General features: G+C 68.7%; 17 protein-coding genes. 10 read left to right on the forward strand and 7 right to left on the reverse strand.

The annotated features are described in order from the left end of the window. Positions 1-85 precede the first annotated feature (85 nt). From EV644_RS11800 to EV644_RS11810, 3 genes are all read right to left on the reverse strand, one after another. Entirely contained in the window at positions 86-1,618 is a 1,533-nt protein-coding gene (locus tag EV644_RS11800; protein WP_132191636.1) for an AMP-binding protein, read from the reverse strand. 66 nt (positions 1,619-1,684) lie between these two features. After that, positions 1,685-2,800: a DUF5938 domain-containing protein gene (locus tag EV644_RS11805; protein WP_132191635.1), complete on the reverse strand. Its 1,116-nt coding sequence runs from the start codon at positions 2,798-2,800 to the stop codon at positions 1,685-1,687. Position 2,801: 1 nt separating this feature from the next. Beyond that, positions 2,802-3,605, reverse strand: coding sequence for an SDR family NAD(P)-dependent oxidoreductase (locus EV644_RS11810; protein ID WP_132191634.1), 804 nt, complete (start codon positions 3,603-3,605; stop codon positions 2,802-2,804). Positions 3,606-3,791: 186 nt separating this feature from the next. Here EV644_RS11810 and EV644_RS11815 point away from each other — a divergent pair, with 186 nt between their 5' ends. Beyond that, entirely contained in the window at positions 3,792-4,412 is a 621-nt protein-coding gene (locus tag EV644_RS11815; RefSeq protein WP_132191633.1) for a TetR/AcrR family transcriptional regulator, read from the forward strand. Between the two features lie 7 nt (positions 4,413-4,419). On the opposite strand, the gene paaK is transcribed toward EV644_RS11815, so the two are convergent. The 3 genes from paaK to paaI are packed head-to-tail and all read right to left on the reverse strand — an operon-like array spanning position 4,420 to position 7,387. Continuing rightward, on the reverse strand, positions 4,420-5,739 hold the full coding sequence (gene paaK / locus EV644_RS11820; protein ID WP_132191632.1) for a phenylacetate--CoA ligase PaaK: 1,320 nt from the start codon (positions 5,737-5,739) through the stop codon (positions 4,420-4,422). Positions 5,740-5,759: 20 nt separating this feature from the next. Beyond that, positions 5,760-6,965, reverse strand: coding sequence for a 3-oxoadipyl-CoA thiolase (gene pcaF / locus EV644_RS11825; protein WP_132191631.1), 1,206 nt, complete (start codon positions 6,963-6,965; stop codon positions 5,760-5,762). Then, entirely contained in the window at positions 6,962-7,387 is a 426-nt protein-coding gene (gene paaI, locus EV644_RS11830; RefSeq protein WP_132191630.1) for a hydroxyphenylacetyl-CoA thioesterase PaaI, read from the reverse strand. The genes pcaF and paaI overlap by 4 nt, the downstream gene beginning before the upstream one ends. Positions 7,388-7,512: 125 nt before the next feature. Here paaI and paaN point away from each other — a divergent pair, with 125 nt between their 5' ends. From paaN to EV644_RS11875, 9 genes are all read left to right on the forward strand, one after another. Further along, positions 7,513-9,198, forward strand: a complete 1,686-nt coding sequence (gene paaN, locus EV644_RS11835) for a phenylacetic acid degradation protein PaaN (RefSeq protein ID WP_132191629.1) — start codon at positions 7,513-7,515, stop codon at positions 9,196-9,198. 109 nt (positions 9,199-9,307) lie between these two features. Further along, a complete protein-coding gene (locus EV644_RS11840) occupies positions 9,308-10,678 on the forward strand; it encodes a serine hydrolase (protein WP_241998846.1) in 1,371 nt (456 codons plus the stop codon). A 75-nt stretch (positions 10,679-10,753) separates the two neighbouring features. Next, positions 10,754-11,272 (forward strand): flavin reductase family protein, encoded by a 519-nt coding sequence (locus EV644_RS11845; protein WP_132191627.1) that lies wholly within the window; start codon positions 10,754-10,756, stop codon positions 11,270-11,272. Between the two features lie 75 nt (positions 11,273-11,347). Next, the gene (locus EV644_RS11850) at positions 11,348-12,379 is read left to right on the forward strand and encodes a zinc-dependent alcohol dehydrogenase family protein (protein ID WP_132191626.1); all 1,032 of its coding nucleotides are present in this window, start codon (positions 11,348-11,350) and stop codon (positions 12,377-12,379) included. A 250-nt stretch (positions 12,380-12,629) separates the two neighbouring features. Beyond that, positions 12,630-13,865 carry an ABC transporter substrate-binding protein gene (locus EV644_RS11855; RefSeq protein WP_241998844.1) on the forward strand — a complete coding sequence of 412 codons (1,236 nt, stop codon included), beginning with the start codon at positions 12,630-12,632 and terminating at the stop codon, positions 13,863-13,865. A 43-nt stretch (positions 13,866-13,908) separates the two neighbouring features. Next, on the forward strand, positions 13,909-14,811 hold the full coding sequence (locus EV644_RS11860) for a carbohydrate ABC transporter permease (protein WP_132191624.1): 903 nt from the start codon (positions 13,909-13,911) through the stop codon (positions 14,809-14,811). Further along, entirely contained in the window at positions 14,808-15,707 is a 900-nt protein-coding gene (locus EV644_RS11865) for a carbohydrate ABC transporter permease (protein ID WP_132191623.1), read from the forward strand. Before EV644_RS11860 ends, EV644_RS11865 begins: the two co-directional genes overlap by 4 nt. A 163-nt stretch (positions 15,708-15,870) precedes the next feature. After that, complete coding sequence (locus EV644_RS11870) at positions 15,871-17,514, forward strand: hypothetical protein (RefSeq protein WP_241998842.1); 1,644 nt, start codon at positions 15,871-15,873, stop codon at positions 17,512-17,514. Positions 17,515-17,574: 60 nt separating this feature from the next. Continuing rightward, a complete protein-coding gene (locus tag EV644_RS11875; RefSeq protein ID WP_132191802.1) occupies positions 17,575-19,359 on the forward strand; it encodes an NHL domain-containing thioredoxin family protein in 1,785 nt (594 codons plus the stop codon). On the opposite strand, the gene EV644_RS11880 is transcribed toward EV644_RS11875, so the two are convergent. Then, positions 19,349-19,597 (reverse strand): DUF6458 family protein, encoded by a 249-nt coding sequence (locus tag EV644_RS11880; protein ID WP_132191622.1) that lies wholly within the window; start codon positions 19,595-19,597, stop codon positions 19,349-19,351. The genes EV644_RS11875 and EV644_RS11880 overlap by 11 nt on opposite strands. Positions 19,598-19,737: the final 140 nt, after the last annotated feature.

A 19,737-nucleotide genomic window follows, 5' to 3' on the forward strand; every position in this document is an offset into this window, starting at 1 on the left:
GGCAGGCGGCACGACGGAAGAACTCGACATCGCGCTCACCTCCTCTCGCTCGACCAGAACCCTAGTGTCCCGACCGGAGCAACGCCTACTGCTTTAACAGGCGAGTCTTCACTTCGGTCTTCAGCACCTTGCCGACCTTCGAGCGGGGCAGGTCGTCCCAGACCTCCACCTGCTTCGGCGCCTTCACGCTGCCGAGCCGGCTCTTCACGTAGTTGCGGACCTCGGACTGGGTCACGGTCAGCCCGGGGTGGAGTTGCAGTACGGCGGTCACCCGCTCGCCCCACTTCTCGTCGGGGAGCCCGACGACCGCGCAGTCCCGGATCGCCGGGTACGTCATCAGCGCCTGCTCGACCTCGGCCGAGTACACGTTGAAGCCGCCGGTGATGATCATGTCTTTCGCCCGATCCACTATGTAGAGGTAGTTGTCGTCGTCGAGGAAGCCGATGTCACCGGTGTGGTGCCAGCCGTACTGCGCCGCGGCCGCGGTGGCCTCGGGATTCTGGTAGTAGCCGGCCATCACCAGGGAGCCGCGGACGACGATCTCGCCGCGTTCCCCGCGCGGCAGCAACCGCCCGTCGTCGGCCATGATCGCCACTTGCGTCAGCGGCGACGGCCGTCCGGCCGAGGCGAACCGATCGACCGCGGGCGACCCGTCCGGGTGGAAGTGGTCGGCCGGCGCCATCGTCGAGATCATCATCGGCGCCTCGCTCTGGCCGAAGAACTGCGCCATCACCGGCCCGATCCGCGTCAGCGCCTCTTCCAGCCGGGCCGCGGACATCGGTGCGGCGCCGTACCAGAAGCACTGCAGGGAGCTCAGATCCGTTGTGGGCAAGGAGGAATGCGCGAGCAGCATGTAGATCAGCGTCGGCGGCAGGAACGTGTGGGTGACGCGATGCCGCTCCACCAGCGCCAGGAAGTCGTCCAGATCCGGCACCGGCATGATCACGATCTCGCCGCCGAGCGTGAGCAGGGGGAAGCACAGCGCCCCGGCCGCATGGGTCAACGGGGCCAGCGCCAGGTACACCGGCCGGCCGGAGAACGGATAACTCATCAGCGTGATCGCCGACATCGTCTCGAGGTTCCGCCCGGTCAGCATCACGCCCTTCGGCCGCCCGGTGGTACCACCGGTGCCGAGCAGCAACGCGGTGTCGTCCAACGGCTCCCGCTCGAGAGGCTCAGCCGGTACTGCGTCCAGCCACTCCTCGAGACTGATTGCCTCAGGCAAGGAATCGTCCAGGCAGATCACAGTGGTCAGCTTGGGCAGGTCCGGGAGGATCTTCTCCACCAGCGGTAGGAAGGCCCGCTGAAAGATCAGGCAGGAGCAGTCGAAGGCGTCGAGCAGTTCGCGGTTCTCGGCCGCCTCGTTGCGCGGGTTCACCGGACACCAGATCGCGCCGGCCCGGGCGATCCCGAACACGCAGGCGAACGAGATCGGATTGTTCGCCGACAGGATCGCCACCTTGGCACCCGGCGCGATCCCCGACCGGGCGAGCGCCCGCGCCACCTGCCAGGAGAACTCCTGGACCTCGGCGTAGCTGAGCGACGTACCGTTCATCGTCAGGCAGGGCGCGTCGCTGCCCAGCGAGGCACCCTTGTCGAGATAGTCGAACAGCCGCACGGGGAACTCCAGGTGGTGCAGGTGCGAGGGAGCCTGGGGGGTGGTGGCGGCGCCCCCGCACCTGGTCTAGTGGTGAACGGTCAGGACAGGCTCGAGCACCAGCCCGAAGCTCCGCAGTACGCCGAGCAGTTCGCGGTGACCGAAGGCCTGGCAGGCCGAGGCGAGCCCCGCACGCCTCGGTGGCTGCTGCAGCAACGAGTACGCCGCGTACGCCTGCAGGGCGCCGGTCTGCTTGTAGTTGCTGTTGCCGTAGATCACGCAGTGCGCCCGGCCGAGCGGCCCGGAGGCGTGCACCGAATCGAGCGAGGTGTTGATCCGCGGGTTCTCCCGCGGCGGCATGCTCGCCTGGACCGAGGCGGCCACCTCGCCGAGCGCTGCATCCTGCTGCTCGACCGGGAGCGTCTTGATCTGCGTCTCCACCATCTTCACGGCGTCGACCACGCCCTGCATCACGGCCCGGTCGAACACCCCGCCGGCCACCTTCACGTTGGCCACCCGCGGGTCGTTCTTGAACCAGACCGGGTGACTCGTCCCGCCCCAGGGCAGCGCGAGGGCACTCGCGTGCTGGCCGGGCACGTTCACCTCGAAGGTGGTGAGCGGGTCCCACTTCACCAGTTCATTCTGCTCCAGATAGTGCCAGTCGGCCTTCAGGATGGTGAAGATCGTCTGGGTCGACGCGTACGTCGGGAACCCCTTCCAGAGCACCAGGATGTCGAGGGTGTCGAGGCCAGGAGTCTCCAGGCAGATGTTCGCGGCGATCTCGCCGGTGGTGTACATCTGCGCGACGCCGGGTGAGAGCAGCAGTCCTTCGGCGGTGAACTTGTCGCCCCACCTCGCCTGCGCGTCCAGGATCCAGTCCTGCTCGCCGGTGGTGTCCAGGTAGTGGCACCCTGCCGCGAGACTCGCCTCGACCACCTCGGGGCCGTACTTGATGAACGGCCCGACCATGTTGCTGACCACCTTCGCGCCGCGGAAGAGGTCGGTCAGCGCACTCACCTCGTGCTCGACCTCGACCACCTCGTGGTCGACGGTGTCGATCCCGGGCACCCGGTCGAGCACCTCCTGGACCCGCTTCTTGTCCCGCCCGGCGGCGATGAACGGGACGTTGAACTCGCGCAGGTACTCGCAGACCAGCCGCCCGGTGTACCCGGAGGCGCCGTACACGACGACGGGTTTGCTCATCTCACATCCCCATTCCGCCGTCGACCGGCAGACCCGCGCCGGTGATGAAGCGGGACGCGTCCGAAGCCAGGAAGACCACCGCGTCGGCGATGTCGGAGACCTCGCCGAGCCGGCCGAGCGGGGTCAGTCCGATGACGTCCCCGACGGCTGCCTCGACGGACGGCCAGAGCCCGAGGGTGACCATGTCCGCGGCGAGCTTCATACCCATCTCGGTCGGCACCAGGCCGGGGTACACACAGTTCACCCGTACGCCGTAGCCGAGCTTGCCGGACTCCATCGCGGCCACCCGGGTCAGCCGGTCCACCGCGGACTTGGTCGCGGAGTACCCCGAGATACCGGGGAAGGGGATCGTCGCGGCGACGCTGGAGATGTTGACCACCGAGCCACCAGTCCCGGCGGGTCCCTCCGGCCGCATCGCGCGGAACGCGTGCTTCAGCCCCAGCGCGGTACCGAGGACGTTGATCTCCAGCATCCTGCGGACGTCGGCCGGGTCGAGATCGACCACCAGGCCGGACAGTTCGACGCCGGCGTTGTTCACCAGGATGTCCAGGCCGCCGAGCTCGGAGATGGTCGCGGTGATCGCCGCTTCCCAGCCGGCGTCGTCGGTCACGTCGAGGGCCACGAAGGCCGCGGTCGCACCGGTGTCCTTGAGCGAGTCGGCGGTCTCCTTGCCGAGGTCCTCCTGGATGTCGGCGATGACCACGGCGGCGCCGGCCCTGGCCAGCGCTTCCGCCATCCCGGCCCCGAGCCCGCGCGCACCCCCTGTCACCAGGGCTTTTCGTCCGGTCAGGTCGTACCCGCTCATGAACTCTCCCCTTCGGCCGGCTGCTGGACCTACGCTGACCGCCCGATCTCCGGTGAGGTGCGGCGACCGGACGATGAGCACAGCGTTACGAAGTTCTTGACACTCGTCAAGAGTTTCTTGGACAACTGTCAAGAAATTCTGCGGACCGGGTTAAACTGCCGGAGAGCTATCCCTGGGAGGCTGACCGTGACCGAGGTGACGGACCGGATCTCGCGCCGGCAGGTGGACAAGTTCGCTGAGCGTCGTGCCCAGCTCGCCGCCTCCGCGCTGCGCACCCTGTCCGAGCTCGGCTATGCCCGGACGAGCCTGCGGGAGATCGCGCAGAACTCCGAGTTCTCGCACGGCGTGCTGCACTACTACTTCCGCGACAAGGTCGAGCTGATCACGTACTGCGTGAAGCTCTACAAGGCCGAGTGCGTCACCCGCTATGACCAGATCGTCGCGACGGCCCGGGCGGCCGACCAGCTGCGCACCGACTTCGCACAGGCACTGGCCACCACCTGTGACGAGGACGGCTCGATGCACCGCCTCTGGTACGACCTGCGCAACCAGGCCCTCTTCGAGGAGAAATTCCGCGAGGACGTGCTGGAGATCGACCAGACCCTCGAGCTGATGATCTGGCGCATCGTCAGCACCTACGGCGAGCTCAGCGGCACCCCGATCAACGTCTCCTCGTCAACCGCGTACGGCCTCCTCGACGGCCTCTTCCAGCAGGCCCTCCTCCGCAACCTGGCCCACCAGCCCAATGCCCTCACCGACCTCCGCGCGGGCGTAGAACAAACCCTCCCCAAACTCCTGATCCCATGAAGCCCTACTAACGGCGGCGGTCGTCGCGGATTCGTTTGGCCTTGCCCAGGGAGCGTTCGAGGGCGTGCGGGGGGAGGACCTCGACGGTGGCGGTGACGCCGACGCGGTCCTTGATCCGGCGGGACAGGGCTGAGGCGGCTGCGGCGTAGGAGGACGTGGGGAGGTCGGGGGCGGCTTCGACCTGGACGGTGAGTTCGTCGAGGCGGTTGGGGCGGCTGAGGACGCAGAGGTAGTGCGGGGTGAGGCCTTCGACCAGCAGGAGTTGTTCCTCGATCTGGGTGGGGAAGACGTTCACGCCGCGGACGATCATCATGTCGTCGGTGCGGCCGGTGATCTTCTCCATCCGGCGCATCCCCGGGCGGGCGGTGCCCGGCAGCAACCGGGTCAGGTCGCGGGTGCGGTAGCGCAGTACCGGGAAGGCTTCCTTGGTGAAGGTGGTGAAGACGAGTTCGCCGACCTCGCCGTCCGGCAGCACCTCGCCGGTGACCGGGTCGATGATCTCCGGGTAGAAGTGGTCCTCCCAGATGTGCAGGCCGTCCTTGGTCTCGACGCACTCCTGCGCGACGCCCGGCCCCATCACCTCGGACAGTCCGTAGATGTCGACGGCGTGCATCCCCGTCTTGCTCTCCACCTCAGCGCGCATCTGCTCGGTCCACGGCTCGGCGCCGAAGATGCCGACCCGCAGGGAGGTCTCCCGCGGATCCATGCCCCGGGCAACCATCTCGTCGACGATGGAGAGGAAGTACGACGGCGTCACCATGATGATCCGGGCGCCGAAGTCGCGGATCAGGTCGACCTGGCGTTCCGTCATCCCGCCCGATACCGGGACCACCGTGCAGCCGAGGCGTTCCGCGCCGTAGTGGGCGCCGAGTCCGCCGGTGAACAGCCCGTACCCGTACGCCACGTGGCACACGTCGCCCGCGCGACCACCGGCGGCGCGGATCGAGCGGGCGATCAGGTCGGCCCAGTTGTCGATGTCCCGGCGGGTGTAGCCGACCACCGTCGGGCGTCCCGTCGTACCGGAGGAGGCGTGCACGCGGATGACCTGCTCACGGGGGACGGCGAACATGCCGAAGGGGTAGTTGTCGCGCAGGTCCTGCTTGGTGGTGAACGGCAACCGGCTCAGGTCCGAGAAGTCCTGCAGGTCGCCCGGCGCGAACCCCACCTTGTCGAGCGCCGCGCGATAGTGCGGCACGTTCTCGTACGCCGCGCGCACCGTGGTCTGCAGGCCGGCCAGCTGCCGCGCCCTGAGTTCGTCGACCGACAGCCGTTCGCCGGCGTCGAGCAGGTCGTCAGGACACGCGTCGCCGAGGAATCGATCCGGCATGAGGGACCTCCGAGGATGGGTCAGGGGCGGGCCAGCAGGGTCGCGATGCCCTGGCCTACCCCGATGCACATGGTGGACAGCGCGTACCCGGCGTCGCGGTGGCGAAGCTCCAGGGCGGCGGTGAGAACGAGGCGGGCGCCGGACATGCCGAGGGGGTGACCCAGAGCGATGGCGCCGCCGTTCGGATTGACGTGCTCGGCGTCGTCGGCGAGGCCGAGCTCACGCAGTACTGCGAGGGATTGGGCCGCGAACGCCTCGTTCAGTTCGATCACGCCGACGTCGGCCAGGTCGACCCCGGTCCGGGCCAGCACCTTGCGGGTCGCCGGGACCGGGCCGATGCCCATGATGCGCGGAGGCACTCCGGCCGCCGCGGTGCCGACGATGCGGGCCAGCGGAGTGAGACCGAGTCGCTCGACGGCCTCGCCGCTCATCACGAGCAAGGCGGCCGCGCCGTCGTTCACCCCGGACGCGTTGCCGGCGGTGACGGTGCCCGGGTCGCGGAAGGGAGTCTTCAGGCCGGCCAGAGCCTCGAGCGAGGTCTCGCGTGGGTGTTCGTCGACGTCGACCACCGTGACGGCACCTCGCTTGCCGGGCACGGAAACCGGAACGATCTCCTCGGCCAGCCGACCGTTCGCGATCGCCTTGGCCGCGCGCTGCTGACTGCGCAGGGCGAACAGGTCCTGGTCCTCGCGGGACACGTTGAACTCGGTGGCGACGTTCTCCGCTGTCTCCGGCATCGAGTCGATCCCGTACTGCTTCTTCAGCACCGGGTTGACGAACCGCCAGCCGATCGTGGTGTCGAAGATCTCCGCCTGCCTCGAATAGGCAGAAGTCGCCTTGGGCATCACGAAGGGCGCCCGCGACATCGACTCGACGCCACCGGCCAGGACGATCTCGTTGTCTCCGGCGATGATCGAGCGAGCGGCCGAGGCCACCGCGTCCAGGCCGGAGCCGCAGAGCCGGTTGATCGTCGTACCCGGAACGCTGTCCGGCAACCCGGCCAGCAGCACGGCCATCCGGGCGACGTTGCGGTTGTCCTCGCCGGCCTGGTTCGCGCAGCCGAGGATCACGTCGTCGATGGTCGCCGGATCGAGCGAAGCCTGCCGCGCCAGCAGAGCCGAGACGGCGTGGGCCGCGAGGTCGTCCGGGCGGACCGCGGCCAGCGCGCCGCCGTACCGGCCGATCGGGGTGCGGACGCCGTCCACCAGGTAGGCCGTGCGGGTCATGACTCCTCCTTGACGATGCTGCCGGACAACTGACGGCTACGGCCGCGGAACTCGGCGATCACGTCGTCCCCACGCCGTACCGTCACGTCGTAGATCGCGTTCCGCCCGTACGACGTCCGCTCGCGGGCCTCGGCGACCAGCAGGTCGCCGCGCTGGGCTGGAGCGATGAAGACGATGTCGCAGGCCTGGGCGACGGTCACCTGGTTGCGGGAGTTGCAGGCGAAGGCGAACGCGGAGTCGGCCAGGGTGAAGACGAAGCCGCCATGGGCTATCCCGTGCCCGTTGACCATGTCGTCGCGAACCGGCATCTCCAGTACCGCCGTACCGGTACCGACCGAGACCAGCCGCATCCCCAGGCTCGCGCTGGCGGTGTCGTCCGCCCACATGGCGGCCGCCACCGTCGATGCCAGTTCGTCAGCCATGCGGCCCACCCTAGTTATGACCCAAGTTATGACACTGTAGTCGCGATATGGACAGAGACTGTAACATCGCCCATGTCGCCCGAAGTCCTAGGCTGAGTACACCCCGAGATCCAGGAGCGCGCCCGATGACGTCGACCACCGCAGCCGGCTGGCTGGAGACCCACCGCGAACGACTGGACGGAGCGCTCGAGGCGATCCGCAGCCGCGGCTACTACTCCGCCTACCCCGAGTCCCCGAGCCCGCGCGTGTACGGCGAGAACGCCGCCGCGGACGGGAAGGCCGCCTTCGAGGCGCACCGCGGTACGACGTACCCGGTCCAGACGCCGGGCGCGAACGGCACGGTCACCACCGAGCAGTCGCCGTACGGGGTGCCGCTGGACGTGCAGTACCCGCGGACCACCGAGAGCAGCCTGGACGAGCTCCTCGATGCGGCCCGGCGGGGTATGACGGACTGGCGCAACGCGGGCGTGGACGGCCGCGTCGGCGTCACCCTGGAGATCCTGGACCGGCTGCACAAGCGCATCTTCGAGCTCGCCAACGCGGTTCAGCACACCAGCGGCCAGGCCTTCGTGATGGCGTTCCAGGCGGGTGGCGCGCACGCGCTCGACCGGGCGCTCGAGGCGATCGCCTACGCGTCCGAGGAGATGAACCGCTACCCCACCACCGCGGTCTGGGAGAAGCCGGCCAAGGGCGACTCGATCCGGCTGCAGAAGAACTTCACCGTCGTCGGTCGCGGGGTCGCGCTGGTGATCGGCTGCAACACCTTCCCGACCTGGAACTCCTGGCCCGGCCTGTTCGCCTCGCTCGTCACCGGCAACGCCGTCATCGTGAAGCCGCACCCGCTCGCCGTACTGCCGCTGGCCCTGACCGTCGAGGTGTGCCGCGAGGTGCTCGCCGAGGCCGGCTTCGACCCGAACCTGGTGACGCTCGCCGCCGAGCGCCCGGGCGACGGCCTGGCCAAGCCGCTCGCGCTGCGGCCCGAGGTGAAGATCATCGACTTCACCGGCGGCAGCGAGTTCGGCCAGTGGCTGGAGCAGAACGCGACCCAGGCCGAGGTCTTCACCGAGAAGGCCGGCGTCAACGCGGTCATCATCGACTCGACCGACTCCTTCAAGGCGCTCTGCAACAACCTCGCCTTCACCCTCTCCCTGTACTCCGGCCAGATGTGCACCACCACGCAGAACCTCTTCGTCCCGGCGGACGGGATCGAGACGGACGAGGGCCACAAGTCCTTCGACGAGGTCGGCGCCGGCATCGCGAACTCGATCGGCAAGCTGCTCGGCGACGACGCCCGGGCGGTCGAACTGCTCGGCGGCATCGTCAACCCGGGCGTGATCACCCGCCTCGAGCTCGCCCCGGAGTACGGCGACGTGGTGCTGGAGTCGCGCGCGATCAAGCACCCGGCGTACGAGGACGCGGTGGTCCGCACCCCGCTGCTGGTCGCCATCGACGCCAAGGACGAGGAGGTCTACGGCCAGGAGTGCTTCGGCCCGGTCTCGTTCCTGGTCCGCACAGCCGGTACGGCGGAGTCGATCGACCTGTTCCGCCAGACGGTGGACGAGGGTGGTGCGATGACGGCCGGGGTCTACTCGACCGACGAGCAGACCCTGGAGCAGGTCCGGGACGCGGCGCTCGACGTCGGTGTCGCGCTGTCGGAGAACCTGACCGGCCAGGTCTTCGTGAACCAGTCGGCCGCCTTCAGCGACTTCCACGGCACGGGCGCCAACCCGGCCGCCAACGCCACCTACACCGATGGCGCGTATGTGGCCAGCCGCTTCCGGGTGATCCAGTCGCGTCGCCACGTTGCGTGACGGTCTCGTGGACTCGCGGGGTTGAAGTTGCTGGCTGCGCGTCGGTGAGCGGAGTCTGTCCGGGAGGTAGGGATTACTGCCTCTTCCGCCGACTCTGCAGGGAGCAACCGTGGCACAGACGTTGACCGAGGTTCTCGCGTACTACGACAGCTGGCTGGCGTTCAACCAGCGGTATCAGCGAATCCCCGGGGTCCAGGCGGCGGTGTTCGCCGATGACGGGATCGCCTACTCATCGGCGTACGGGCTGGCCGATGTGGAGCAGGGGGTCGCGCTGACCGAGCAGCACCTGTTCCGGATCGCCTCGCACTCCAAGACGTTCACCGCGACGGCCGTGCTGCAACTGGTCGAGCAGGGCAAGGTCCGGCTCGACGACAAGGCCGGCACGCACGTCACCGAGATCGTCGGCACGCCGGTGGGCGAGCGGACCGTGCGGGATCTGCTCAGCCACGCCGGCGGGGTCACCCGGGACAGCCCGGAGGCCGACTTCTGGCAGCTCGCGACGAGCTTCCCGGACCGGGAGCACCTGCTCGACGTACTGCTGCAGCCGGACTCCGCGGTGATCCCGGAGAACGACCGCTTCAAATACTCGAACATCGGCTACGGCCTGCTCGGCCTCATCATCGAGGCGGCCACCGGTATGTCGTACAACGCCTACGTGCAGAAGGAGGTCGTCGACAAGCTCGGGCTGACCGCGCTCGGTGCGGAGCTCGACCCGAACCGCAGCGCCGAGTACGCCGCCGGGTACAGCTCCTTCGCCTACGCCACCGAACGGGTGCCGATCGAGCACGTGGACACCCGGGCACTCGCAGCGGCGACCGGGTTCTACGGCAACGCGCGCGATCTCGTCACCTACTTCTCCGCGCATCTGTCCGGCGACGAGCGGTTGCTGACGGACGCGTCGAAGCGGCAGATGCAGCACCCGCTGTGGAAGACCGGCGAGGAGGACGGGCCGCGGTACGGGCTCGGGCTGCAGGTGTCGAAGGTCGGCAAACGGGAGGTGTTCGGGCACGGTGGCGGCTACCCGGGTCACATCACCCGGTCCCTGGTCGACGGCGAGCGGCGGATCGCGGTGTCGGTGCTGACGAACGCGATCGACGGTCCGGCGGCCCAGCTCGCCGAGGCGGTGCTCAAGCTGGTCGACCTGGCCGAGTCGGAGGATCGTGGCGAGGCTGCCGGCCTGGCCCGCTTCACCGGCCGCTACGCGAACCTGTGGAGCGTGAGCGATATCGCGCTGCTCGGCGGTCGCCTCTACGTGATCGACCCGACCTCGCCGGACCCGGCCGCGGAGCCGACGACGCTGGAGGCCGACGGCGACACTCTGCGCGTCACCGGCGGCAACGGCTACGGTTCGTACGGCGAGTCGTACCGGTTCACTTTCGACGCCGACGGGAAGGTCGAGTCGCTGCGCGGCTCGAGCGGCCTGATCAGCCACCCGCTCGACACCTTCACCCTGCCGGCACGGGTGACAGTCCAGAAGTGATTGCCTGAGGCACCTGTCCCGGCCCCGCACCACGGGGCCGGGACGGATTTCTCGGGGCGGCGTAGCGTTCGGGACATGACCATCCATGGTGAGCATCCGTTCCTGCCGCCGGAGTCGGAGCGCAGTCCGGTCCGCCGGCTCCGCGGCCGGCTGCCGTCCCCGGTCAGCCTCTGGACCACCGCGTACGACGGGAAGCGGGCCGGGCTGACGGTGTCGTCGATGCTCGTGGCCGACGGTGATCCCGGTTTCGTGATCGGGCTGATCGACCCGGACTCGGACCTGTGGGAAATATTGCGGGAGGCAAGGACCGCGGTGGTCAGCCTGCTCGGTGCGCCGCATCAGCAACTCGCGGACGCCTTCGGGTACGTCGCGCCCGCGCCGGGTGGGCCGTTCCGGATGATCGAGTGGGACGACACCGACTGGGGTCCGGCGCCTGTCGGGGTCAGCACCTGGGCCGGCTGCCGGCTGGTCGACCCGGATCCGCCGGAGGTCGGCTGGGCTCTGCAGGTCCAGCTGGAGATCGTCCAGGTGGAACTGGCTGCGGACGAGCTTGCTCCCCTCGTCCACCGCCGCGGTCGCTACACCGCTCTCTGAGCCGGGCCCGGGTCGCCACCGATGTGTGGAGGACCCTCCGGTTCGGCCGGAGATCCTCGTGCTTAGGGTGAGCCCATGCGAGCTACCACGATCCACGCTCCGTTCGACGTCCGGCTGAGCGAGGTCCCGGACCCGGTGATCAGCAAGCCCACGGACGCGATCATCAAGATCGTGGCGGGCTGCATCTGTGGCTCGGACCTCTGGCCGTACCGCGGCGAGAACAAGATCACCCCGGGCAGCCGGATCGGCCACGAGTACGTGGGGATCGTGCAGGAGGTCGGCGCGGAGGTGCGCACTGTCAAGCCGGGGGACTTCGTTGTCACCCCGTTCGTGGCGAGCGACGGAACCTGCCCGAACTGCCGGGCCGGGCTGCAGTCGGTCTGCCAGAACCTCGTCGGCATCGGCAGTGACGGCGCGGATGGCGGCCAGGGCGAGTACGCGAAGGTCCCGTGGGCCGACGGGACGCTCGTCGCCACCCCCGAAGTACCGGACGACTCGCTGGTGCCATCGCTGCTCACGTTGTCCGACGTGATGGGCACGGGTTGGCACGCCGCGCGGGCCGCCCGGGTGAAGCCCGGCGACACGGTCGTGGTGGTCGGCGACGGCGCGGTCGGCCTGTGCGGTGTGCTGGCTGCCTCCCGGATGGGCGCCGAGCGAGTGGTCGCGCTGTCCCGGCACGAGCCGCGGCAGAAGATTGCGAGCGAGTTCGGCGCCACGCAAATCATTGCCGAACGGGGTGACGAGGCAACGACCGCGGTACTGGAACTCACCGGCGGCGTGGGGGCGGACGCGGTACTGGAGTGCGTCGGCACGAACCAGTCGTTCGAGACCGCCTTCGCGGTGGCCCGGCCGGGGGCGACCGTCGGCTTCGTCGGCGTGCCGCACGGCGTCGAGGTGCCGATCCGCCGGATGTTCGGCCGGAACGTCGGTCTGGCCGGTGGCGTCGCCCCGGCGCGGGCTTACCTCCCGGACCTGATGGCGGACGTACTCTCAGGTGAGATCAACCCCGGGCTCGTCTTCGATCTGGAGTTGCCGTTGGACCAGGTGGCGGAGGGCTACCAGGCCATGCACGAGCGGCGCGCGATCAAGGTGCTGCTGCGTCCGTAGGTCGCGGTGGCCTCGTCGGACCAGTAGGTCAAGAGGTCTGCAGCGGCAGTATGTGTGCGCTCTCATACCAAATGTGCGCAAGGGATCACGTCTGCGCAACGCGCCTGCGCGGAGCGTTGACACCTGACCAGCCCCGTGCCCACAGTTGGGCCGTCAAGGGGGCATTCGTTGTCGGACAGCTCCATGAGCTGATCGGAGAGTGAACAAAATGCGTGGTGGTTGGAGCAGGACCTTCGCGGTGGTGGGTGCCGTGGGTCTTCTTGCGGTCAGTGCTTGCGGAAACAGCGATGACAGCAGCAGCGGGGACTCGGCTGCCAGCAAGGACGTCACCGTTTTCACCTGGTGGGCGGACGGTGGCGAGAAGGCCGGCCTGGACGGACTCGTCTCGGTCTTCGGCACCGAGTGCAAGGACTTCAAGTTCGTCAACTCCGCCGTCGCCGGTGGCGCCGGCTCGAACGCGAAGCAGGTGCTGGCGAACGACCTGGCCGCGGGCAAGCCGCCGGCGACGTTCCAGGCGCACGCCGGCGCCGAGCTGGGCGACTACATCAAGGCGGGTCAGGTCGACGACGTCAGCGGTCTCTACAAGGAGTTCGGTCTGGACAAGGCCTTCCCGCAGAGCCTGATCGACAACCTGACCGTCGACGGCAAGATCTACTCGATCCCGGCCAACGTGCACCGCGCGAACGTGGTGTGGGCCAACCCGGCCGTGCTGAAGAAGGCGAACCTCGACGGCGCCACCGCACCGGCGAACGTGGACGCGTGGATCGCGGACATGGACAAGCTGAAGGCCGCCGGCGTGAAGGCGCCGCTGGCCATCTCCAAGGGCTTCGCCCAGGAGATGCTGGTCGAGGCGGTGCTGCTGGCCGACCTCGGGCCGGACAAGTTCATCGGTTTGTGGAAGGGCGAGACCGACTGGGCAGGACCCGACGTGACGGCTGCGCTGGACAAGTACAAGAAACTGCTGTCCTACACCAACGCCGACCGCGAGGCGATCGACTGGCCGGACGCGCTGCAGTACGTGAACAAGGGTCAGGCCGGCTACACGCTGATGGGTGACTGGGTCGCCGCGCAGCAGCTGGCCGACAAGATCCCGGACACGGCCTACACCTACTGGCCGGCTCCGGGTACGGCGGGCAACTTCCAGTACCTGGCGGACTCCTTCACGCTGCCGACCAACGGGCAGGACCCGGAGGGCGCGAAGTGCTGGCTGAAGGTCACCGGCTCGGCCGACGGCCAGAAGGCGTTCAACACCAAGAAGGGCTCGATCCCGGCCCGCTCGGACGCGGTCCCGGCGGACTACCCGAAGTACCAGCAGACGGCGATGGCCGACTGGAAGAAGGACAAGATCGTTCCGTCCTGCGCGCACGGCGCCGCCTGCACGCTCGGCCAGAACAACGACATCCTGTCCGCGATCAGCCAGTTCAGCGGTAGCCAGAACGTAGCCCAACTGCAGACGGCGTTCGCCAATGCGATGAAGACGAGCTGATGCCGGCCGAGTTGCGGACAAGCGTCGGTTCGGAGGATTGAGCATGCACGGAAGAATCCGCACCTGGGGCCCGGGCGCACTGGTGCTGCTGCCGACGGTGCTGCTGCTCGGGTACTTCGTCTATGGGCTGATCGCCTGGACGTTCAACACCTCGCTGACCGACCGGCACACCGCCCGCAGGGGCGGCCCGGTCGACTACGTCGGGTTCGAGAACTACGCGAACCTGTTCGGTGAGGAGCGGTTCCTCAACTCGCTGAAGAACCTCGGCGTGCTCACGGTGTCGTTCATCGTGGGCACGCTGATCTTCGGCGTGATCTGGGCGTTGCTGCTGGAGAAGGGGGTCACCGGGGAAGGCGTGTTCCGGTCGGTCTTCCTGTTCCCGATGGCGATCTCGATGATCGCCTCCGGGGTGGTCTGGGGCTGGTTGCTGAACCCGTCCCAGGGTGACGACGCGCGCGGCCTGAACCGGCTGTTCTCGATCCTCCAGCTCAATTTCCTGGAGAACCCCTGGTGGACCGCGGGCAGTAGATGGACGACGATGATGGCCATCGCGCTACCCGCGGTCTGGCAGCTGTCGGGCTACATCATGGCGCTGTTCCTGGCCGGGTTCCGGGGCATCCCGCCGGAGCTACGGGAGGCGGCCCGGGTCGACGGCGCGAGCGAGTTCAAGCTGTACCGGCACGTGCTGTTCCCGCAGCTGTCGCCGATCGCCCTGTCGGCCCTGATCATCCTCGGCCACATGTCGCTGAAGCTGTTCGACCTGATCTACGCGATCACCGGGCCGAACCAGTTCCGCACCGAGGTGCCGTCGATCTACATGTGGAACACCTTGCTCCGCGGTGACATGGCCAAGGCGGCCGCGATCGCGATCGTGCTGCTCGCGGTGGTCGCCGTACTCGTCATCCCGTACGTCGCGTACACCGTCCGGCAGGAGAGTGAAGAATGACCGCCGTAGAGGCTGCGACCGGCCAGGCCGCCGCGGCGATCCGCCGGAAGCCGCAGCGTGGGGTCATCTCCGACGGCTCGACCCGTCGCAGCCGGACGGTCCGCTACCTCCTGCTGCTGCTCTTCCTGCTGTTCATCCTGACCCCGGTGTACGTCGTGGTGATCGGCAGCTTCAAGACGTCCAGCGACACCACCGCCGCCGCGCAGTGGTCGTTACCGGAGACCTGGACGCTGGAACCGTGGCGCAAGGCCTGGGACGTGCTGCAGCCCTACATGGTCCGCTCGCTGTCGCTGGCGATCCCGGCCGCGATCATCTCGTCGCTGATCGGGTCCGCGAACGGCTTCGTGCTGGCCCGCTGGCGGTTCCCCGGGGCGAACCTGGTGTTCGCCCTCATTTTGTTCGGCATGTTCATCCCGTACCAGGCGGTGATGCTGCCGCTGCGGACCACGTTCCAGGAGCTGGACGTGACCCGGGGCGTGCCGACCCTGATCATCGCGCACGTCATCTACGGCATCCCGATCTGCACGCTGATCTTCCGGAACTACTACGCCACCATCGTGCCGAACGAGATCATCGAGTCGGCCCGGGTGGACGGGGCCGGCCTGATCCAGACGTACCTGCGGATCATCCTGCCGATCTCCATCTCGGGCTTCGTGGTGACGCTGATCTGGCAGTTCACCTCGGTCTGGAACGACTTCCTGTTCGCGCTGTTCCTGACCCAGCAGAACAACGGCCCGGTCACGCTGGGCCTCGCGGCGCTGGCCGGCGGGCAGAAGGTCGACTACGCGGCCAGCATGGCGGGAGCCCTGATCACCTCGATCCCGACCCTGCTCGTCTACATCGTGCTGGGTCGCTGGTTCATCGGCGGCCTGATGGCAGGCGCCCTGAAGGGCTGATCTTGGGGTCCTGCCCCGGTACTACGGCCTGCGGCCCGTGGAACCGGTACCTCGTACCGGCGCCACGGGCCGCGCGCTTTCGCCACGGCGTGTCGAGGTGGTCATCCACAGGACGCGCGCACTGTCCTGCGGCAGGTGCCCGGTCGGCGGTAATCTCGCCAGAGTGACCAAGTCACGAGGCCGGGACGGACGCGGCAGCCACTTACGGCTGGTCGGCTCAGGTTCAGGCCCGAACCCAGGGCAGCCGCCGGCGGGTGTCTCGGGGCAGGACCTCGACACCACGCCGAGCGTCGCTGTCCTGGACACCTTGCAGGAGACGCTGCTGCTGGACCTCGCCGCGGCCCCACCAGCGCTACACCCGGTGATCGCCGAGGCCTCGGTGGCCCGCTCGGCCGCCCTGCTCGCGGACCAGCTCTGGCCGGCCGGGCAGCCCGACGAGATCGGTGAGGTGGAGCGGTTCTTCTGGGCGGACGCCGCCCGGGTGCTCGGCGAGCGGCGTGACCCGGATTCCTTTGTTCTGTTGACGAGTCTGGCCCGCACGGTCGGCCCGGCCGGGCGACTCCCGCTGCAGCGAGCCCACCTGTCCCGCGGCCGGACGCAGTACGACGTGCCTGACTGGGTGTCGCGGATCGCGGGGTTCCGGCTGACCAGCGCGATCGTCTCCGAGGACGTCACCGGTGACGGGCTGAGCGTGGTGCTCGACTACGACGACGATCAGCACCCGCACACCGTGGTGGTCTTCGTCGACAACAACCTGGGTGCGATCGCCAAGGACGTCTTCGTCGGGCCGCCGGTGGACCGGGTGGTCGAGGCGTACCAGCGGGGCGGCCGGGTGACCGTCCGGACGGTCCGCGCGGCGACCGCCGCCGGGATCATCCTGCAGGCGCTGGGCGAGACCCACGACCACGACGATCCGCCGGTCACCGAGGACTTCGAGTTCTTCTCCGGGCTGCTGGTGAATCGGCTGACGCAGCTCCCGGAGCGCCCGGTCCGGCCGCCGGTCAGGGCACAGCTGTCCGGCCGCCAGCGGGATCAGCTGGTGGACGAGTTCCTCGAATCGCCTTACGGGGTTGGCCTTCCCGACGATGCGACCGACATCGCGCGGCTGTGGATCGACCACGCGGTGGACCGGACGGTGGGCGGCCCGCTCCGCGTCAGCGCAGTACTGGTGGAGCTTTTCCTGTCCTACTGGCTGCCGCGCAAGGTGCTTGCCGACAGCACCTACTTCGCGGCGGTGCCGGTCGTGGTGAAGGCGTGGCTGCGGTTCGCCGGGGAGCGCACTGAGCTCGACCTGGACGCGATCGAGGAGGCCACCGACGCGGTGGACGTGTGGACCCCGGCCCTGGAGGCGGCCGCGCTGTCCGATCCGATCGGCTCGAAGTCGGGCGAACGCGTCTTCCTGGACGACACCAGCGCCGACCTCGAGGAGGCCTACCGCAGCCTGGCAGGCCTGGGAGCACCTCCGCGCCCGGACCTCCGCGGCCTCGACAAGTCCCTCGGGGCGACCCTGACGGTCCTCGCCCCGCACGCCTGGCTCCTGGCCGGCGAGACCCTCGGCTCGAACTACGCCGCCGAAGCCTTCGAGATCGCCGACAGCCTGGTCCGCGACGCCCCCGAACTCCTCGGCAAGGCGCGCCTCTCGACCTGGCCCCGAGCCATCGTCTGGCTTCTGGCCCACCGCCACCGCCTGGTAGGCCCCGGCGAACCCCTGACCCCCCAAACCCTCGCCGCCGACCTCTCCTCCTCCGCCCCGACCCTCCGAAAAACCGCCAAACTCCTCACCGACACCCTGATCCTCCCGCACTAGCTCTCTCCGGATGCCGGGCACCCGGCCGGGTGGTTGGGCGAGGGGCGGACAATGGGTTTCATGCATGTGCGCGCGCCGGAGCTCAAGGGTCGGGGATGGTTGAACACCGGAGGTAGGGAGCTGAGGCTTGCTGACTTCCGGGGGCGGTTTTTATTGATCGATTTCTGGACCTTTTGCTGTGTCAACTGTCTGCATGTGCTGGACGAGTTGCGGCCTCTGGAGGAGAAGTACGGGGACGCGCTGGTGATCGTCGGGGTGCATTCGCCGAAGTTCGCGCATGAGGGGGAGGAGGCGGCCGTCAAGGCGGCTGTCGAGCGGTATGAGGTGGGGCATCCGGTGCTGGACGACCCGGAGCTGGTCACCTGGGAGAACTACACGGCGCGGGCCTGGCCGACCCTGGTGCTCGTGGACCCGAACGGCTACATCGTCGCGCAGTACTCCGGGGAGGGGCACGAGCACGCGCTGGATGCCCAGTTGGCGGAACTGATCGCGGAGCACGAGAAGGCGGGCACTCTCACCCGCGGCAAGTCGCCGTACGTGGCGCCGACTCCCGAGCCGACGGATCTGCGCTTCCCGGCCAAGGCGGTGGCCCTGGGCGACGGGTTCCTGGTCGCCGACGCGGGCAACCACAGCGTGGTCGAGCTGGCGGCCGACGCGACCACCGTCCTCCGCAGGTTCGGCACCAGGCAGCGCGGCCTCCACGACGGTCCGGCCGACCAGGCGACCTTCTCCGAGCCGAACGGCCTGACCCTGCTCCCGGCCGAAGTGGCGGTGAAGGTCGGGTATGACGTGGTCGTCGCGGACACGGTCAACCACGCGCTGCGCGGGATCAACCTGACCACCAACGAGGTCCGCACGCTCGTCGGCACCGGCAAGCAGTGGATGGACGGCGACGGCACGGACGTCCTGAGCTCGCCGTGGGACGTCGCCTGGTGGCAGGACAAGGTGTGGATCGCCATGGCCGGCGTGCACCAGCTCTGGACGTTCGACCCGTTCACCAGGACCACCGAGGTCGCCGCGGGCACCACCAACGAAGGATTGCGGGACGGCGCCAAGGAGCAGGCCTGGTTCGCTCAGACCTCCGGGTTCGCGGTGGACGGCGACCGGCTCTGGCTCGCCGATTCCGAGATCTCCGCACTGCGCTGGGTCGACACCGAGGTCCACACGGCCGTCGGGACCGGGCTGTTCGACTTCGGCCTCCGCGACGGCAAGGCCGAGGAGGCGCTCCTCCAGCACCCGCTCGGCGTGACGCTCCTCCCGGACGGTTCGATCGCGATCGCCGACACCTACAACGGCGCCGTACGCCGCTACGACCCGCACAGCGGACTCGTCGAGACGATGGCGACGGGTCTCGCCGAGCCGAGCGGAGCTGTTGTCGTGGGCAACGAACTGCTGGTGGTCGAGTCGGCGGCGCACCGGCTGATCCGGATCCCGCTGGGCGCTTCGGCGAAGGCGGAGGAGTTCAGCACCCGGACGCAACGCCCGCCGATGGAGATCGAGGGCGGCGAGGTGACGCTGGATGTCGTGTTCACGCCGCCGCCGGGCCAGAAGCTGGACGACCGGTACGGGCCGTCCACCAGGCTGCTCGTCTCAGCGACCCCGGAGGGCTTGCTCAAGGAGGGCGCGGGTGATTCCACCGAGCTCACCCGGCGCTTGGTGATCGACGAACGTGTCGGCGACGGAGTGCTGCACGTCGCAGTACAGGCTGCTTCCTGTGACGACTCGGCCGAGGTGGAGTTCCCGGCCTGCCACATGCATCGGCAGGACTGGGGCGTGCCGGTCCGGGTCACCGCCGGGGCGCCCGATCGGCTCGAACTGGTGCTGTCCGGAGCGACTACTCCTTGATGTCGCGGTTGTGTTCCTCGACGACGCGGTACTCCTCCTCGACAGCCGGGTCGAGCGCGTCGTTCGGGACCCGCCGCTTCCGGTTGGTGATGTAGAAGGAGAGGGCGATCCCGGCGGCTCCGGCGAGCATCAGGATGTAACCGACCACGGTCAGGTCGACCGCGTCCCAGGAGTCGCGGACGGCGAACGCAAGGATGGCGCCCACCACCATCAGGAAGATCCCCACACCGATGCTCATGTCGAGCCCTCCTCGAGAAGTCACGGACACTTCGACGCTACGCCCGCCGGCCCCGGGGGTCCATCAACGACGCGTGTCGATCCGGCCCCGGGCCGGACGACCCGCAGCGCACTCTAGTGTCCCGTAAGCGTGCCCCGCGC

The sequence above is a fragment of the Kribbella orskensis genome (genome assembly GCF_004342085.1).
Classification (GTDB): Bacteria; Actinomycetota; Actinomycetes; order Propionibacteriales; family Kribbellaceae; genus Kribbella; species Kribbella orskensis.

Coding starts and splice junctions, on each gene's coding strand:
- paaN (WP_132191629.1), top strand. CDS start 7,513: ATGACGTCGACCACCGCAGCCGGCTGGCTGGAGACCCACCGCGAACGA.
- EV644_RS11860 (WP_132191624.1), top strand. CDS start 13,909: ATGCACGGAAGAATCCGCACCTGGGGCCCGGGCGCACTGGTGCTGCTG.
- EV644_RS11865 (WP_132191623.1), top strand. CDS start 14,808: ATGACCGCCGTAGAGGCTGCGACCGGCCAGGCCGCCGCGGCGATCCGC.
- EV644_RS11810 (WP_132191634.1), bottom strand. CDS start 3,605: ATGAGCGGGTACGACCTGACCGGACGAAAAGCCCTGGTGACAGGGGGT.
- EV644_RS11850 (WP_132191626.1), top strand. CDS start 11,348: ATGCGAGCTACCACGATCCACGCTCCGTTCGACGTCCGGCTGAGCGAG.
- EV644_RS11845 (WP_132191627.1), top strand. CDS start 10,754: ATGACCATCCATGGTGAGCATCCGTTCCTGCCGCCGGAGTCGGAGCGC.
- paaI (WP_132191630.1), bottom strand. CDS start 7,387: ATGGCTGACGAACTGGCATCGACGGTGGCGGCCGCCATGTGGGCGGAC.
- EV644_RS11805 (WP_132191635.1), bottom strand. CDS start 2,800: ATGAGCAAACCCGTCGTCGTGTACGGCGCCTCCGGGTACACCGGGCGG.
- pcaF (WP_132191631.1), bottom strand. CDS start 6,965: ATGACCCGCACGGCCTACCTGGTGGACGGCGTCCGCACCCCGATCGGC.
- EV644_RS11875 (WP_132191802.1), top strand. CDS start 17,575: ATGCATGTGCGCGCGCCGGAGCTCAAGGGTCGGGGATGGTTGAACACC.
- paaK (WP_132191632.1), bottom strand. CDS start 5,739: ATGCCGGATCGATTCCTCGGCGACGCGTGTCCTGACGACCTGCTCGAC.
- EV644_RS11880 (WP_132191622.1), bottom strand. CDS start 19,597: ATGAGCATCGGTGTGGGGATCTTCCTGATGGTGGTGGGCGCCATCCTT.